At 62.0% G+C, this 13,868-nt stretch carries 13 protein-coding genes; 7 read left to right on the forward strand and 6 right to left on the reverse strand.

Features of this window, described 5'->3' with window-relative positions; translation table 11 throughout:
* Positions 1-9: 9 nt before the first annotated feature.
* Entirely contained in the window at positions 10-1,347 is a 1,338-nt protein-coding gene (locus HMPREF2806_RS12020) for an aromatic amino acid transport family protein (protein ID WP_070517826.1), read from the reverse strand.
* A 12-nt stretch (positions 1,348-1,359) separates the two neighbouring features.
* Positions 1,360-3,045, reverse strand: coding sequence for a thiamine pyrophosphate-dependent enzyme (locus HMPREF2806_RS12025; protein WP_070517827.1), 1,686 nt, complete (start codon positions 3,043-3,045; stop codon positions 1,360-1,362).
* A gap of 129 nt (positions 3,046-3,174) precedes the next feature.
* On the opposite strand from HMPREF2806_RS12025, the gene HMPREF2806_RS12030 reads away from it, so the two are divergent.
* Entirely contained in the window at positions 3,175-4,056 is an 882-nt protein-coding gene (locus HMPREF2806_RS12030; protein WP_232745467.1) for a LysR family transcriptional regulator, read from the forward strand.
* A gap of 166 nt (positions 4,057-4,222) precedes the next feature.
* The gene (locus HMPREF2806_RS12035; protein ID WP_070517858.1) at positions 4,223-5,173 is read left to right on the forward strand and encodes an endonuclease domain-containing protein; all 951 of its coding nucleotides are present in this window, start codon (positions 4,223-4,225) and stop codon (positions 5,171-5,173) included.
* 101 nt (positions 5,174-5,274) lie between these two features.
* Here the strand turns inward: HMPREF2806_RS12035 and HMPREF2806_RS12040 are convergent, their stop codons facing one another.
* The 3 genes from HMPREF2806_RS12040 to HMPREF2806_RS12050 are packed head-to-tail and all read right to left on the reverse strand — an operon-like array spanning position 5,275 to position 8,430.
* Positions 5,275-5,997, reverse strand: a complete 723-nt coding sequence (locus HMPREF2806_RS12040; RefSeq protein ID WP_070517828.1) for a sulfite exporter TauE/SafE family protein — start codon at positions 5,995-5,997, stop codon at positions 5,275-5,277.
* 24 nt (positions 5,998-6,021) lie between these two features.
* Positions 6,022-6,732, reverse strand: a complete 711-nt coding sequence (locus tag HMPREF2806_RS12045) for a TIGR03089 family protein (protein ID WP_070517829.1) — start codon at positions 6,730-6,732, stop codon at positions 6,022-6,024.
* 45 nt (positions 6,733-6,777) lie between these two features.
* Positions 6,778-8,430 (reverse strand): LCP family protein, encoded by a 1,653-nt coding sequence (locus tag HMPREF2806_RS12050; protein WP_232745469.1) that lies wholly within the window; start codon positions 8,428-8,430, stop codon positions 6,778-6,780.
* A 53-nt stretch (positions 8,431-8,483) separates the two neighbouring features.
* Here HMPREF2806_RS12050 and HMPREF2806_RS12055 point away from each other — a divergent pair, with 53 nt between their 5' ends.
* From HMPREF2806_RS12055 to HMPREF2806_RS12065, 3 genes are all read left to right on the forward strand, one after another.
* The gene (locus HMPREF2806_RS12055; RefSeq protein ID WP_198531350.1) at positions 8,484-9,395 is read left to right on the forward strand and encodes a glycosyltransferase family 2 protein; all 912 of its coding nucleotides are present in this window, start codon (positions 8,484-8,486) and stop codon (positions 9,393-9,395) included.
* 55 nt (positions 9,396-9,450) lie between these two features.
* Positions 9,451-10,545: a mannose-1-phosphate guanylyltransferase gene (locus tag HMPREF2806_RS12060; RefSeq protein ID WP_049156050.1), complete on the forward strand. Its 1,095-nt coding sequence runs from the start codon at positions 9,451-9,453 to the stop codon at positions 10,543-10,545.
* A 501-nt stretch (positions 10,546-11,046) separates the two neighbouring features.
* Positions 11,047-11,295 carry a WhiB family transcriptional regulator gene (locus HMPREF2806_RS12065; protein WP_005528147.1) on the forward strand — a complete coding sequence of 83 codons (249 nt, stop codon included), beginning with the start codon at positions 11,047-11,049 and terminating at the stop codon, positions 11,293-11,295.
* Between the two features lie 97 nt (positions 11,296-11,392).
* Here the strand turns inward: HMPREF2806_RS12065 and HMPREF2806_RS12070 are convergent, their stop codons facing one another.
* Complete coding sequence (locus HMPREF2806_RS12070) at positions 11,393-11,863, reverse strand: metallopeptidase family protein (RefSeq protein WP_070512251.1); 471 nt, start codon at positions 11,861-11,863, stop codon at positions 11,393-11,395.
* 93 nt (positions 11,864-11,956) lie between these two features.
* On the opposite strand from HMPREF2806_RS12070, the gene HMPREF2806_RS12075 reads away from it, so the two are divergent.
* Together HMPREF2806_RS12075 and HMPREF2806_RS12080 are read left to right on the forward strand one after the other, a co-directional pair.
* Positions 11,957-12,400 carry a DUF3499 domain-containing protein gene (locus HMPREF2806_RS12075; RefSeq protein ID WP_080975101.1) on the forward strand — a complete coding sequence of 148 codons (444 nt, stop codon included), beginning with the start codon at positions 11,957-11,959 and terminating at the stop codon, positions 12,398-12,400.
* 86 nt (positions 12,401-12,486) lie between these two features.
* Positions 12,487-13,854, forward strand: a complete 1,368-nt coding sequence (locus HMPREF2806_RS12080) for a phosphomannomutase/phosphoglucomutase (protein ID WP_070517831.1) — start codon at positions 12,487-12,489, stop codon at positions 13,852-13,854.
* Positions 13,855-13,868: the final 14 nt, after the last annotated feature.

Below are 13,868 nucleotides of genomic sequence, written 5' to 3' on the forward strand. Positions count from 1 at the left end.
ACGTCCTTTCTAAATCATGTCCCAGATGGTCACGGCCATAATCAGCAGGCCCATGCCGAAGACGAAGTAGTTCCACGGGTCATTGCGGAATTTCTTGTACACGTCCAGTTTCTTGAACATATACACCGGAACCAGGTAGACGATGAACGCCACGAAGACACCGGAGACAACCGAAATCATGGAAATGATGGAGGGGTTAAAGATCGCCACGAGCGTGGTGCACACGAAGGCGATGAGATAAATGATGTTGAGCAGCGTGCGGTGCGAGACCTTCTCCGCCAGCTTCGGCGCAGCGTTCTTCAACAGGTACTCCGTGCCTTCTTCGGTACCGAGCATGTGGCCGAAGTAGGAGGAGACGATGGCGCAGATGACCACGATGGGGGCCATGTAAGCCATGAACGGAGTGCCAGTGACGTTGGCGAAGTAGGAGAGCACCGGGATGTTTTGCTCGAGGGCCTCATTCATGCCGTCGGCGCCGAGTGCGAGGACGCAGGACCACACGAAGAACATAGTGAAGACGACGAGCAGGATAGCGGTGTAGAACTCCGTGCGGGAAACGCGCTTCTCGGTCTTCTCGCCGTACTGCGGCTGCATGTCGATGGCGAACTGCGACAGCGCCGCCATGTGGGAGAAGGAGAAGACCAGCACCGGCAGGATGAGGAAGATGCCCTTGATGATGCCGCCGTAGCCATTCGAGCCGTCATCGAAATGGATGAAGCTCTGGAGGTCCCAGCGCGGGATGAGGTAGATGGAGGTGACGGCCAGGGCGATAATCAGCGGGTAGACCAACACCTGGGCCAGCCAGATCATCGGCTTGCGGCCGATGGCGAAGGCACCGGTCATCACGCCCACGCAGAGCATGGCCAGCAGCCACCGGTCGAGCGACGGCCCGCCCAGCTGGTTGACAATGAAGCTATCCACCGCGTTGGTGATGGAGACACCGTAGATGAGGACGGTGGAAAAGACCGTGATCCAGTACAGCACCGCGAAGACGATTCCTTGGCCCTTGCCCAGATACTGGGAGACCAACTCGAGGATGTCCTTGCCGTGGTCCTTTGTGGGCGCGCCCGCAACAATCCGCGCGTAGGTGCGGTGCGAAAAGTACACCAAGGGGAAGATGAAGACCGTGGCAAAGACCAGCGGCCAGAACCCGAAACCGCCGGCATTCAGCGGTAGGAAGAGGATGCCAGCACCCACGGCGGTGCCGAAGAGCGTAATGATCCACGATGCGGTGGAGGCAGCGGGGCGCTGCTTGGCGACGACCCCATCGCCCACAATGTGCTCGCCTTCCTTCAGCTGGCTAGCGGGTACGGCATTTGAAGTTGGAGGAGTATGTGTCGTGCTCATGGTGAGCCTCCTTTAGCTGGTGGACGTTTCGCTGGTGTGCACAACAGCGGAGGGTGGGATAGGCAGGGAATGGGCCTGGTCGGTGATGACGTTGAGGAGCGCTGGTACGCCGTCCTCGGTGATGGCGCGTAGGGCGCGGGCCACGGCCTCCGGTACTTGGGTGTCATCTGTGATGAGTTCGCCGTGGGCGCCGAAGCCGCGGGCAACCGCCGCGAAATCCGGGTTGACAAGCTGCGTGCCGGAAACGCGGTCGGGGAAGTGCTTCTTCTGGTGATCGCGGATGGTTCCGAACTCGCCATTGGACATGACGATGATGAGAAAAGGCGCACCGTATTGCAGCGCGGTGGCCAGCTCTTGGCCGTTCATGAGGTATTCGCCGTCCCCGGCAACGGTGACAACGGTGCGCTCCGGGAACTGCAGCTTGGTGGCTACTGCGGCCGGGATGGAATAGCCCATCGAGCCGTTGCGCACGCTGAACTGGGAGGGGTAGACCTGCGAGCGCAGGAACTGCTGGGCCCAGATGCAGTGGTTGCCGGCGCCGAAGGTATAGATGGAATCCGTTGGCAGCTGCTCGTGGAGTGCTGCGAAGACGGCCTCCATGTGGGCGGTGCCTTCTTTACCGGGACGGTAGTCCGCGGGCTCGGGGAGGGTGGCGAAGTCGAGGTGGTTCGCGTGCGTGGCGTCGAACCATTCGCCGCGCTTGTCCTTGCCCTCGACGCTTAAGCGGTCCAGGGTGTGAGCGAAGGCCACAGGGCTCGCCACGATGTGCTCTACCAGCGCCACCGAGTGGCCGCGCAGGCTGGTATCGGGGTTGATGGCGATGTTGCGTGCCTGCGGTGACTGGCGCAAGGTGTAACCGTCGGTAGGAACATCACCGAGAACGGCACCGATTTCGATGACGAGGGAGGCTGCTTCCAAAAGTTGCGCCGCGCGTGGGTCGCGCCCATAGCCGAGCCAGCCGGCGTTGGCGGGGGAGTCGAAAGGTACACGGTCAGCGGCGCGGAAGTCTTGAATGATCGGGATGCGGTGCTCTTCGGCGAAGCGAGTGATCTTTTCAGCGGCCTCCGGGGTCCAGCGCGGACCGCCGGCAAAAATGAGTGGGCGCTCTGCGCGGCTTAGTTCGCGGGAGAGGAGGTCCAGGTGATCGTCGGAAAGCGCGCCTTCCGACACCGGGATGGGTGGGTGGATGCTGCCGGTGAACTCCTGGTGGAGAACATCCTCCGGAAGCCCCACGATGACGGGGCCGGGGCGGCCCTGTTGGGCCTGGAAGAAGGCTTCGGCCACGACACGGGAGGCGCGCTCCGGATCATCGAGGACGAAGACCTGCTTGGCCTGGGTGCCGAACCACGCCTTGGGGTCGAACTCCTGGAAGGACTCGCGGTCACGATCCGAGATGGGGATAAGGCCAACGAAGAGAACGAGCGGGGTGGCATCCTGCCAGGCGGTGTGGATGCCCACGTAGGCGTTGGCCGCGCCGGGGCCGCGGGTGACCATGGCTACGCCGGGCTGGCCGGTGGCTTTGCCATGTGCTTCGGCCATGTAGGTGGCACCGCCTTCGTGGCGGGTGACGATGGCCTTCACGGGGGAATCGTAGAGGCCGTCGAGCACGGGCAGGAAGCTTTCGCCGGGCACGAGGAAAGCGCGGGTGACGTTGTGCGCGGCGAGGGATTCGGCAATGGCGGCGCCGACGTGTGACATGGAAACCTCCCTGGGGTTGTTGTGGTAGTGGTCTCATTATTCTTTGGTGATGCCATGTTGTCTAATGTCGAAAAAGCTGGAAAGCCATACCCTCAAGGCATTGGTAGTGGTAGAAGTAAGGGAATGGACATGGTGAAGGCCAAATATTTCCTTGCGGTTGCCGAAGCTGGCACGGTGACTGCCGCCGCGGAGCGCCTGGGCATTACCCAGCCGGCGCTGAGCCGGCAGCTGCGGCGCTTTGAAAAGGAGCTGGACCTGGAGCTTTTCGTGCGGGCCGGTTCCGCACTGGCGCTCAGCGACGCGGCACACGCTCTCATTCCGACGTGCCGCCGCCTCCTCGCCGAATCCGCGCGCGCCGGGCAGGCGGTGGAGGCACTCCGCGCGGGCAGTATCCCGGCGCTGCGCGTGGCTGCTACGCCGACGACGATTTCGACTCTGCTTGCGCCCTTTATCGAGGCCGCTGGCTCGACTATCCCACTGCTCACCACGACCCCGGTTACGCACTACGACGTCTTCGACGCGCTGGAAGGCTCCGCCGACGTGGTGATTGCCACCATCCCGCCGGGCAATGACGTGGCCTCATTGGCGTTGGGCACGATTCCGGTGCGCGCCTGGGTGCTGCCGACGCACCCATTGGCGCTGGAGTGCGCGGGTTCGACCAGCGTGGAGGTTAAAAGGTTATTGCAAGAAAAGATGGCTCTGCCTTCGCGGCGCAGCGTGTCCCGTGGGGTGGTGGATTCCTTCGTGGGCACGGCTGGCTGCGCCTTGGGCTCGCATGTCGAGTGCGATGACACCGCAACCTTGAGCGCCTTGGCCCGCTCGGGCCGAGCCGTGGCCTTGATGACAGAACTGCAGCCGGCGCGGCTGGTGGGTTTCGACGTGGTCGATGGTGAACGGACTCTGGGCGGTGTGCCGCTGGTGGCGGCGTGGTCCCCGGGGCACTTCGCGGGGCAGGAAATTGCGCAGATTGCTGAGCGCTTCCGTAGTTTTATTGCGGGGTCGCTTCGCTGAGATGGTTTTCTTAGTGCTGGGCGCTTCGTTTCGCAGTGGATAACTGCCCCAGTTGCCAAACTTCTGGGCAGATCCTGAATCAGAAGCGATAACTTTGGCAGCAATGGCAGTTGCTCAGCACTCAGTGGTGAACCGTGTTACCTTGGAGCTTAACGGGGGAAATGACATGAAACACGGCATTGTGCGCGATCTGTCTAAAGGTGCGCTTGCAACTCGCGTGCGCCGAGGAGAGGTAACGCGACTGGCCAAGGGGCTCTATGTCTGGGGCAGGCCCGAGCCATTAGAACTATTGAAGCTGTTACAGGAGCACCGGCCATTCCTTAAGACGACAGGAACAACGGCTGCCCAGGTGCTCCTTGGCGAGCCTGTCACTTTTCCGCTGAGGCTAGCCAGCGTGGAGAGAATGCCGGCATCAACTTTCTATGTGCACTCGCGGGTGAGCATCGAAAGTTTTGTTACCTCGTCTGGGATCCGGATTCTTAATCCTCTTGTCGCTATGAAGTCAGTTAGTCCTGAACTGGGGATTCGCGTGTTTGAGTCCATCTATTCCTCGAAGGCAGGACGTGCTCGCTTGGATAGTCACCGCGAAGCGCTCAAAGTTGTCCCCGTTGCCAGTCAGCGCATGCTGGAGCAAGCTGCGTTGTTCACAGATTCTGGTGCGGAGGTCAAGGTGGCAAGAGGCTTGAAAAGGCGCGGGCTCAAGGTCGAGTGCAACGTTGTTATCGGTCACTACACTTGGGACATCGTGCTCCCAGAGCTCAAGGTCGCGGTAGAAATCAACGGGATGAAATTCCATTCCCAGCAAGCGTCATGGTTGCGGGACCATTGGAAGAACAACGAGGGCGCACTGATTGGGTGGTTAACGCTGCGCTACACAGGTCATTGCGTGGCTCATCATCTGGACTATGTCATCGACCAGATAGCTAATGCCAGGAATCCGGACTTTGAGAAGCGCTACTTCAAATTCATCGGCTTCTGGCATGAGGGCGTGCTGCCTCCTAAACCAAAACCATGGGAATACAGCGAGCACTTGGGGTATTTACCGCCCGACTTGCCTGAGCCGCCCGATTACCCGCAACCGCCAGACTTTCCGGAGCCACCCAACTGCCCTAGGTGACGAAGTTATTGCCAGATCTTGAGGCGTAGGCGAGAACTTTGTCAGGACGGGCAGTGTGAAGCGTGAGCCCGGCAGTTGAACCCGAAAGCGGGTCGCGGGCGCTAGGCAGCAACCAGCCCCTCAACAATGAGCGCTAAGGCCGCGCTGATAGCCACGACGAGGACGATGCGGTTGAGCACCTTGGCGTTGATGAAACGGTTGAGGTAGCCGGCGGCGATGAGGCCCACGATGGCTACCGGTAGGTAGGCCGCGGCCGCGGTGAGCTGTACGCTAGTGATTTGCCCGCTCAAGCCCAAGATTGCCAGCGAGATGGTGCAACCGATGATGAAGGTGCCCGACAGCGTGCCGCGAATGCGGGCGGGGTCGTAGCCCTTGAGTACCAACGCCATGGGCGGGCCGCCGATGGACGTCGACGTGCCCAGAAACCCGGAAGCAGCGCCCGCGACAGCAATGTTGGCGGTGGTGCGCTTGGGAGACCAGCCGAGGCTGGACAAGGTCATGGCAAAGATGACGGCGCAGCCGATGAAAAGGGAGAGCCCGCGGTGGGAGAGGGAAGCAATCGCCCACGCACCCGCGAGCGAGCCGGGAATACGCGCGATGGAAGAAATGGCCACGATGTCCCAGGATACCGCCGAGCGTGCCTTGAGCATCGTGGTCGTTGAGATGACGAATGCCAGCAGGAGGATGAGCGTGGGAACCAGCTCCGGCTTAATGAGCGCCAAGATGGGGGTGGCGATGGTACCCAGCCCAAATCCGATGGTTCCCTGGCAGATCGTGCCCACGAGGATGAGCACGCCGATGAAGATATACAGCCAGCTGAACATTGCTCTACTATCTCATGACGGCGTTTAGGAGCGGACGGTGACCTTCTCGTTGTCTGCGATGTCCTCCAAGCGGTCGGCCGAGCACAGGCCCGCCACAATGACGGCGGAGCCGCCCGCAGCCAGTGGTTCGAGGACGGCCCGCTGGAAGGAAGCGCTGTCCGTCCAGCCCTGTGAAAGCACGCGCTCAGCGCCCAACTCGGTGGGGAAAAGCTCCGGTAGTGGGGTAGTGGTGCCGTAGAAGTGATCGCCGTAGAAGCGCACCGTGGGGCCGAAGTCGATGGTACCCAGTGGCAGTTCGCCGCCGCTTTCGACAACGCCGCGGCCAAAAGGATCCTGCGTGACCAGAACCGTGTCGACCAGTGGGGCCGATGCAGAGCCGGAGCCCGCATCCGCCGCAGCCTTGAGGTAGGCCTCCGGAGAGGTGAAAACCACGGCGAAATCGTCGGGGTGCTGCTGCGAGGCAGCCGCACCGTCGGTTATGTCGAAGGGGATACCCGCGGCTAGCGCCCCAAGCGCAATGACGGCAGCCTGCCAGGACACCGGAAGGTCGATGAGGATGCGGGAATCCGTGTCTGGTTCGAGGTCGAGCTCTTCCAGCAGCATGTTGGCGATCTTGGAGGTCCAGTTCTCCAGTGTTTGCGCCGAGAAGTCCATGCGGGTGCCGTCAGATTCGTTATAAACACTGAGGCGGGGAGCGGAGGCATCGGCGGACAGGAGATGCTGTAGGAGTTCCATGTCCGCCCATCGTAGGTGGCGGGCGCCAAGCCCGCCACGGTGTCTTTAGTTCACGCAGCGCGGGCCATCGCCGCCCGCGTCGATCTCAGGCGAAACCTCCGCGGTACCGAAGTCATCGCCTGGGGTACCAACCTGCTGAGTATCGCCGCCTTGGTCGGGCTCCGCAGCAGCCTCTTCTTCCTGCGCGGAGTCATCCTTCGGGCCGGAGTAGTCATCCGTAGCCACCACGATGAAGGTATCCGGCTCGAGCTCTTCGTTAGCCGTGACTGGCAGGCCGCCGAGCTGCTCAGCCAAGGCGTGGGCGCGCTCGTCGTTGGCATCTGCGGCAACAATCTGCGATTCGGTGTATAGACCCGACTGCGCATTGGCCGTGCGCTCCACGGTGTAGCCCACGTTCTTCAACCAGGCGCCGATTCCACCGGCCATGCCGTCGACGGTGCCGGCGTTGAGGACGTGGAGGTTGAGGTCCTCCGCCACGGGCTTTTCGCCGTCTTCACCTTCCTGGTCGGCTGGGGCATCCTCAGACTTCTTTTCTTCCTCAGCCTTCTCCTGGGACTTGGCCAAATCATCCATGAAGCGGTGTACCTCCGCGGTATCGATGGTCACCACCGATTCGCCGTAGTCACCCACGCCGGTAATGGAGGTCACCGGGATCGTCGTAAACGTCACGTTGCCGCCGGCTAGCCCGGCCAGCTGGGTCACAAAGCCCATGATGTCCCAACCGTCATCGATGACTACGGAGCGCTCCACGGCATCAGCAATCTTGTTGAGCTTGCCCGGAGAGGTCAGGGTTCCCGAGTCCAGAACCTTTGACGTCAGCGATGCCATGTAGGCCTGCTGGCGCACGATGCGGTCAAGGTCACCGCGCGGTAGCTCATAGCGCTGGCGCACGAAGGACAGACCCTCGGAGCCCTGCAAGGTTTGGCGCCCAGCCGGGAATTTGGCGCCCGACATCGGATCATCGACGGCGTCGTTGAGGCAGACGTCGACGCCCCCGACGGCGTCGGTAAGCAGCACGAAGCCCAAGAGACCCACCTCAGCGTAGTGGTCGACGTTGACATCAGTGAGCTTGTGCACCATCGAAATGAGACCAGCGCGGCCGGCCTCGGTGCTCTCCTTCTCCATCTCCTTTTCGGTATGGGGCGGCTTCTCACCAGCTGCTTCGGCTTCCGCGTTTTCCTGCTGCAGCTGTTCCATCTTGTCTGCTTTGTGCAGGGCAAAGACGGCGTTGATTTTGGTGTTTCCGAAGTCCTCGTCGTGGACATAAGTGTCGCGCGGGATGGATACTGCAGTAGCTCGCGAGCCATCATTCGGGATGCGGATCACCATGATGGTGTCGGTGTTTTCCTCGCCCTCATCCACACCGGCATGCAGGTCCGCCAGCTCCTGTTCGGAAAGCGGATTCCCCTTGGCATCCGTGCGAGAGTCCTTGCCCACGAGCAAGATATCTACCGCGCCATCGAGACCGTTGTCCTTGAAACCACCCTGGTTGCCCAGCGCTAGGTTGGAGGCAGAGGAGATGTCATTTCCTAGTTTTCCCACGGTGAAGTAGCCCACGCCGGAGAGCACCAGGACGACAGCAGACAGGAACGCGACGACGGCTTTCACCGGCGTCGATCCTCGTTGGGCGGTGGGCGCGGACTGCGAGGGCGCGGCCTGGATATGGCGGGCGGCGCGCGGGGAGTTCGGGGAAGTCACGGGACTAGTTTAGGTGAGCTCGCTGCAAAAACGTGAAGCAGTGTCGCGGGCGCGTGCGCACGCTGGCGTTGGGTACGCTCAAATTCATCGTGAAGAATATACAGAAACCCCTGGCCGTGGTCACCGTGACCTTTTCCCCTGGCCGTTACCTCAGCGATTTCTTGTCATCGCTGCGCTTGGCGACGTCCCTGCCTACCCTCACCATCCTCGCCGATAACGGCTCGACCGATGGGGTGCCGGAAGCTGCCGCGCGGGAGCACGCGGACGTGGAATTCCTCGATACTGGGGGAAACCTTGGCTATGGCGCCGGAATGAATGCCGGCGCGCGTTTCGCTAGAGCGAAAGGCGTCGATGAAGAGTTCTTTCTCATTGCTAACCCGGATGTGACGTTTAGCGAAGGCTCCCTGGATGAGCTGATCGCGTGCGCGCGCCGCCACCCGGATGCCGCGGCGGTAGGCCCGCGCATCGTGGAGCCGGATGGCAGTAACTACCCCTCGGCGCGCGCCGTACCGACGCTGCTCACGGGTATCGGCCACGCGCTGTTCGGAACTATTTGGCCGTCCAATCCGTGGTCGCGCGCCTATCGCGATGACGCCGATATGGACAGCGAGCGCCCGGCAGGTTGGCTGTCTGGTTCCTGCCTTCTGGTGCGGTGGGAGGCCTTCGAGCAGATTGGTGGCTTTGATGAGCGCTACTTCATGTACTTGGAGGACGTGGACTTAGGGGACCGCTTCACTCGCGCCGGCTGGCGCAACATCCTGTGCCCGACGGCGGTGATTACCCACGCCAAAGGCCACTCGACGAAAGCGCATCGCGGCGCGATGCTGCGCGCCCACCACGATTCGGCTTACCGCTTCCAAGCGGATAGGCACCCGCACTGGTACCAGGCGCCGCTGCGCGCGGCCTTGTGGTTGGGGCTGCGGGTGCGCGGGCTGATTTTAAGCGCGTGCCGCGACGGCTCCTGAGTCAGGCGCGCCTATACACTAACGGTGACTTATCTGAAAGAGATTAAGGAACGATATGACTGAATCAGCGCCCCAGTGGGGATCGACGGCCGATGCCGTCATTCTAGTGGGAGGTCGCGGCACCCGCCTGCGCCCGCTGACGATTGGCACGCCGAAGCCGATGTTGCCCACGGCCAACTACCCATTCCTCCAGCACCTGCTCGCCCGTATCAAGGAAGCCGGGATTGAGCACGTGGTGCTCTCCACTTCTTATAAGGCGGAGGTCTTTGAGGAGTACTTCGGGGATGGCTCCGATCTGGGCCTGGAAATTGAGTACGTGGTGGAGGAGACCGCGCTGGGTACCGGCGGCGGTATCCGCAACGTCTATGACAAGCTGCGCCAGGACACGGTCATGGTGTTCAACGGCGACGTTTTGTCCGGCATGGATCTCAACGGCATCCTCGATACGCATCATTCCAAGGACGCCGACGTGACGATGCACCTGCTCAACGTCGCTGATCCCCGTGCCTTTGGCTGCGTTCCTACCGATTCCGAGGGCCGAGTAACGGCCTTCTTGGAAAAGACCGAGGATCCGCCGACGAACCAGATCAACGCCGGTTGCTACGTGTTCAAGAAGGATGTCATCGAGACGATTCCGGCTGGCCGCGTGGTCTCCGTGGAGCGCGAGACCTTCCCGCAGCTGCTGGAGTCCGGCCGCCTGGTGGTAGGCCACGTGGATAACTCCTACTGGCGCGATATGGGCCGCCCGGATGATTTCGTCCGCGGCTCCTCCGACTTGGTGCGCGGTATCGCGCATTCGCCGCTGCTGGTGGGGCGCACGGGTGAGTCCGTGGTGGATGAGTCTGCGGGTATCGCCGGTGGCGTCCTGCTGCTGTCCGGCACGGCCGTGGGCCGCGGTTCCGTAATTGGGGCGGGCTGCCGCTTGGACGGCACGGTGGTCTTCGATGGCGTCACTATCGAGCCGGGCGCCATCATTAACAACTCCATCATTGCCTCGGGCGCGCACATTGGTGCCAACGCACACATCGACAACTGCGTCATCGGCGAAGGCGCCACCATCGGCGCGCGTTGCGAACTGCAGGGCGGCATGCGCGTCTTCCCAGGTGTCAGCATTCCGGACGCCGGCGTGCGTTTTAGCTCGGATGCCTAAACACCTCAGCTAGCTGGGGCAAAGCCAGGGGATAGGCACAGGTCTTGGCGCTGGGAAGTTATCTTCCCGGCGCCTCTTTTCATGCCGTGACGCATGGTTTTTATGGTGCGAATGAGATCCATGTGTTTTGCCCGACTGGGTGGCGACACGCCGAAGAAACCTTGGAATTGTTCACAGGGTCGGGGGTGGCCACTACATGTAGTACCCCCAATGATCACCCCTTAACTAGGAGATCTGTGACTGATGTGAAAGTTGGGGATGCTGTACAGCGTTTTCGCTGGAGCCCAACAAAAATCTTCCGCGACAGGTTGACGATATTTAGTGATCCGGTGTGAAATGACATCAGTGTAATCAACGGCACGGCGGGCGCGGCACCGAGAAATTGTTTCGGTGTAGGGTCGGTGCCACTGAATCAAGAGAGAAACGACCTCGGAGAAAGGAAGCGGCGTGGACAATACAACGAATAACAGCGCTATTCTCCGTGGCGGTGCTGCTGCAGAGATGTCGCTCGATGAACTCTTTGGTGCCGTCGAGCAGGAGTGGCAAGACCAGGCGCTGTGCGCCCAGACGGACCCGGAAGCTTTCTTCCCAGAAAAGGGAGGATCGACGCGCGAGGCTAAGCGCATTTGCCAGGCCTGTGCAGTGCGGGATGAATGCCTCGAATATGCCTTGGAGCACGATGAGCGCTTTGGAATTTGGGGCGGCTTGTCAGACCGTGAGCGCCGCCGATTAAAGCGTGAGATCGGTTAAGCGCAGCGGATCTAGTAGTGCAGCGTCATCGCTCCCCCTTATCGTTTGGGCCCTCAGTCCCAGCGGTGAGGGGGAGCGATGGGTTTTCAGGAGTGGTTTACCAGGTAAAGCGCGGATCGATGTCTCCGGGATCGACGTTCAGGTAATTGGCCACTAGTGCGGTAAGCACGGTCGATAGCAGTTCCTCGCGCTCCTGTGCCGACTGCACGCGCTCCTCAATGGGCATGCGGAAAATGACCAGGCGGGCGCGCGTAGGCTGACCGGCGGAATCCACGCCCGCAGGCACGATGCGCCCCAATGGAACGGGGCCGTCGGCGATGATCTCATCCGGCATGACTGTCATGTCTACCGACAGGCGCATCCGGGGCACGGTATCAACGGCAAGGTCGAGCCCGGTGAGCTGTTCAGCAAAAGCGTTATGGATGGGGGCGTAGGCCTCGAGCACCGCCATATCGAAGCGCTCGGCGCTGCTGCGATAGCGCGGCGTGTTGTGTGGCAGCAGCGGCCCACGTGCACCGCGGCCGTGGCGGTGGCGGGCCGGGCGGATATGCGGGCGGGGCGTGCTCATGCGGCTTAGTTTAGGCCGGGCTGAAGGAGGGTTGTGGCGAGGCGCGCCGCGTTGGACTATCTAAATCTCAAGTTAGGGTTTAGACTTGGGCGCGTGACTAGCTCTCGCCATTGCTCCCGCCCCGGCTGCGGCCGTCCCGCCGTGGCGACGTTGACCTATGCCTACGCGCAGCAAACCGCCGTCGTGGGTCCGCTCTCCGAAGAAACCGATCCCCACGCTTGGGACCTGTGTGAAAAGCACAGCGCCCGCATCACGGCCCCGCAAGGCTGGGAGATGGTGCGTGTTGACCGCATCGAGCTTGATGAGGATGATGACCTCACAGCGCTCGCCGAAGCCGTCCGGGAGGCCGGGCGAGTGACCACTGGCTTGGTGGATGATTCCACAGCCGGCTCCGGTGCCGATCCCATTGACTACTCCGCCACCTTCGACGGCGCCGATCCGCGGAACTCGAATCACCCCGTGTTCCGCACACGCCGCGTCCACGACGCCCGCCAGCGCCGCCGCGCACACCTGACGGTGGTGCCGGACGCCGAGTAGCCCGTCGGACATTGACTGGCCCGTTAGTTGAGTTTTAGCCCGTCGGACGCGGGTTACCGCGTCCGACGCGGGTATGCTTGTGGGCTATGCGAACTCGTGAACAGCTCAATGCAGTGATCAAGGCCTATGACGTCCGTGGCGTCGTGGGCGAGGACATCGATGACAGCCTCGTGCGTGATACTGGTGCGGCCTTTGCCGCCATTCTCCGCGGGGAAGGGGAGACCACCGTGGCGGTGGGCCACGATATGCGTCCGTCCTCCCCGCAGCTGGCCGCCGCTTTTGCGGAGGGCGCTGCCGCGCAGGGCCTCAATGTCATCCAGCTCGGCCTGACATCGACTGATGAGCTGTACTTCGCCGCCGGCCACCTCAATTGCGCGGGCGCAATGTTCACCGCCTCCCACAACCCGGCGAAGTACAACGGCATCAAGCTGTGTCGCGCGGGTGCTGTTCCGGTGGGCCAGGAGACCGGCCTGGAGCAGATTAAGGACATGCTGATCGACGGCACCCCGGCCTTCGACGGCGAGCCAGGCACCGTGACTGAGCGCGAGGTGCTCGGTGATTATGCCGCCTTCCTGCGCGGCTTGGTGCCGTTGGAGAATTCTCGCCCGCTCGTCGTCGCAGTGGATGCCGCGAACGGCATGGGCGGCCACACCGTCCCGGCGGTCTTTGAAGGCCTGCCTTTCGACGTGCGTGACCTCTACTTTGAGCTGGACGGCACCTTCCCCAACCACGAGGCGAACCCGCTGGATCCGAAGAATCTGGTGGATCTGCAGAAGTTCACCGTTGAGCAGAAGGCGGACATCGGCCTTGCTTTCGACGGTGATGCCGACCGCTGCTTCGTGGTGGATGAGAAGGGCCAGCCGGTGCCGCCTTCTGCCATCTGTGCGCTGGTGGCGGAGCGCTACCTGGACAAGTTCCCCGGTGCCACCGTCATCCATAACCTGATTACTTCGAAGACGGTTCCGGAGCTCATCGCTGAGAAGGGCGGCAAGGCCGTGCGCACCCGCGTGGGCCACTCCTTCATCAAGGCCCAGATGGCCAAGGAAAAGGCGGTCTTTGGTGGCGAGCACTCCGCTCACTACTACTTCCAGGAGTTCTGGAATGCGGACTCCGGCATGCTCGCGGCCATGCACGTATTGGCGGCCCTGGGTGAGCAGGACAAGCCACTGAGCGAACTGATGGCGCAGTACTCACGCTATGAGGCCTCGGGTGAGATTAACTCCACCGTGGAGGATCAGAAGGCTACGACCCAGCGCGTGCTCGATGAGTTGGCGGACAAGATTGAGTCCGTCGACGAGCTCGATGGCGTGACCGTACAGCTGAAGGGCACCGACGCGTGGTTCAACGTCCGCGCCTCCAACACTGAGCCGCTGCTGCGCCTCAACGTTGAGGCCAAGACCGCTGACGAGGTACAGGCCATCGTCGACGAGGTGCTCGCTATCATCCGCGCCTAGCGTGTGAAGGCACG

Origin of the sequence: Corynebacterium sp. HMSC076G08, assembly GCF_001811515.1 — a bacterium.
Taxonomy (GTDB): Bacteria; Actinomycetota; Actinomycetes; order Mycobacteriales; family Mycobacteriaceae; genus Corynebacterium; species Corynebacterium hiratae.

Bases quoted from the DNA above. Each gene is read 5' to 3' on its own strand.
- HMPREF2806_RS12065 (WP_005528147.1), top strand. From the start codon at position 11,047: ATGTCGCTCGATGAACTCTTTGGTGCCGTCGAGCAGGAGTGGCAAGAC.
- HMPREF2806_RS12040 (WP_070517828.1), bottom strand. From the start codon at position 5,997: ATGTTCAGCTGGCTGTATATCTTCATCGGCGTGCTCATCCTCGTGGGC.
- HMPREF2806_RS12045 (WP_070517829.1), bottom strand. From the start codon at position 6,732: ATGGAACTCCTACAGCATCTCCTGTCCGCCGATGCCTCCGCTCCCCGC.
- HMPREF2806_RS12060 (WP_049156050.1), top strand. From the start codon at position 9,451: ATGACTGAATCAGCGCCCCAGTGGGGATCGACGGCCGATGCCGTCATT.
- HMPREF2806_RS12030 (WP_232745467.1), top strand. From the start codon at position 3,175: ATGGTGAAGGCCAAATATTTCCTTGCGGTTGCCGAAGCTGGCACGGTG.
- HMPREF2806_RS12025 (WP_070517827.1), bottom strand. From the start codon at position 3,045: ATGTCACACGTCGGCGCCGCCATTGCCGAATCCCTCGCCGCGCACAAC.
- HMPREF2806_RS12070 (WP_070512251.1), bottom strand. From the start codon at position 11,863: ATGAGCACGCCCCGCCCGCATATCCGCCCGGCCCGCCACCGCCACGGC.
- HMPREF2806_RS12020 (WP_070517826.1), bottom strand. From the start codon at position 1,347: ATGAGCACGACACATACTCCTCCAACTTCAAATGCCGTACCCGCTAGC.
- HMPREF2806_RS12080 (WP_070517831.1), top strand. From the start codon at position 12,487: ATGCGAACTCGTGAACAGCTCAATGCAGTGATCAAGGCCTATGACGTC.
- HMPREF2806_RS12035 (WP_070517858.1), top strand. From the start codon at position 4,223: ATGAAACACGGCATTGTGCGCGATCTGTCTAAAGGTGCGCTTGCAACT.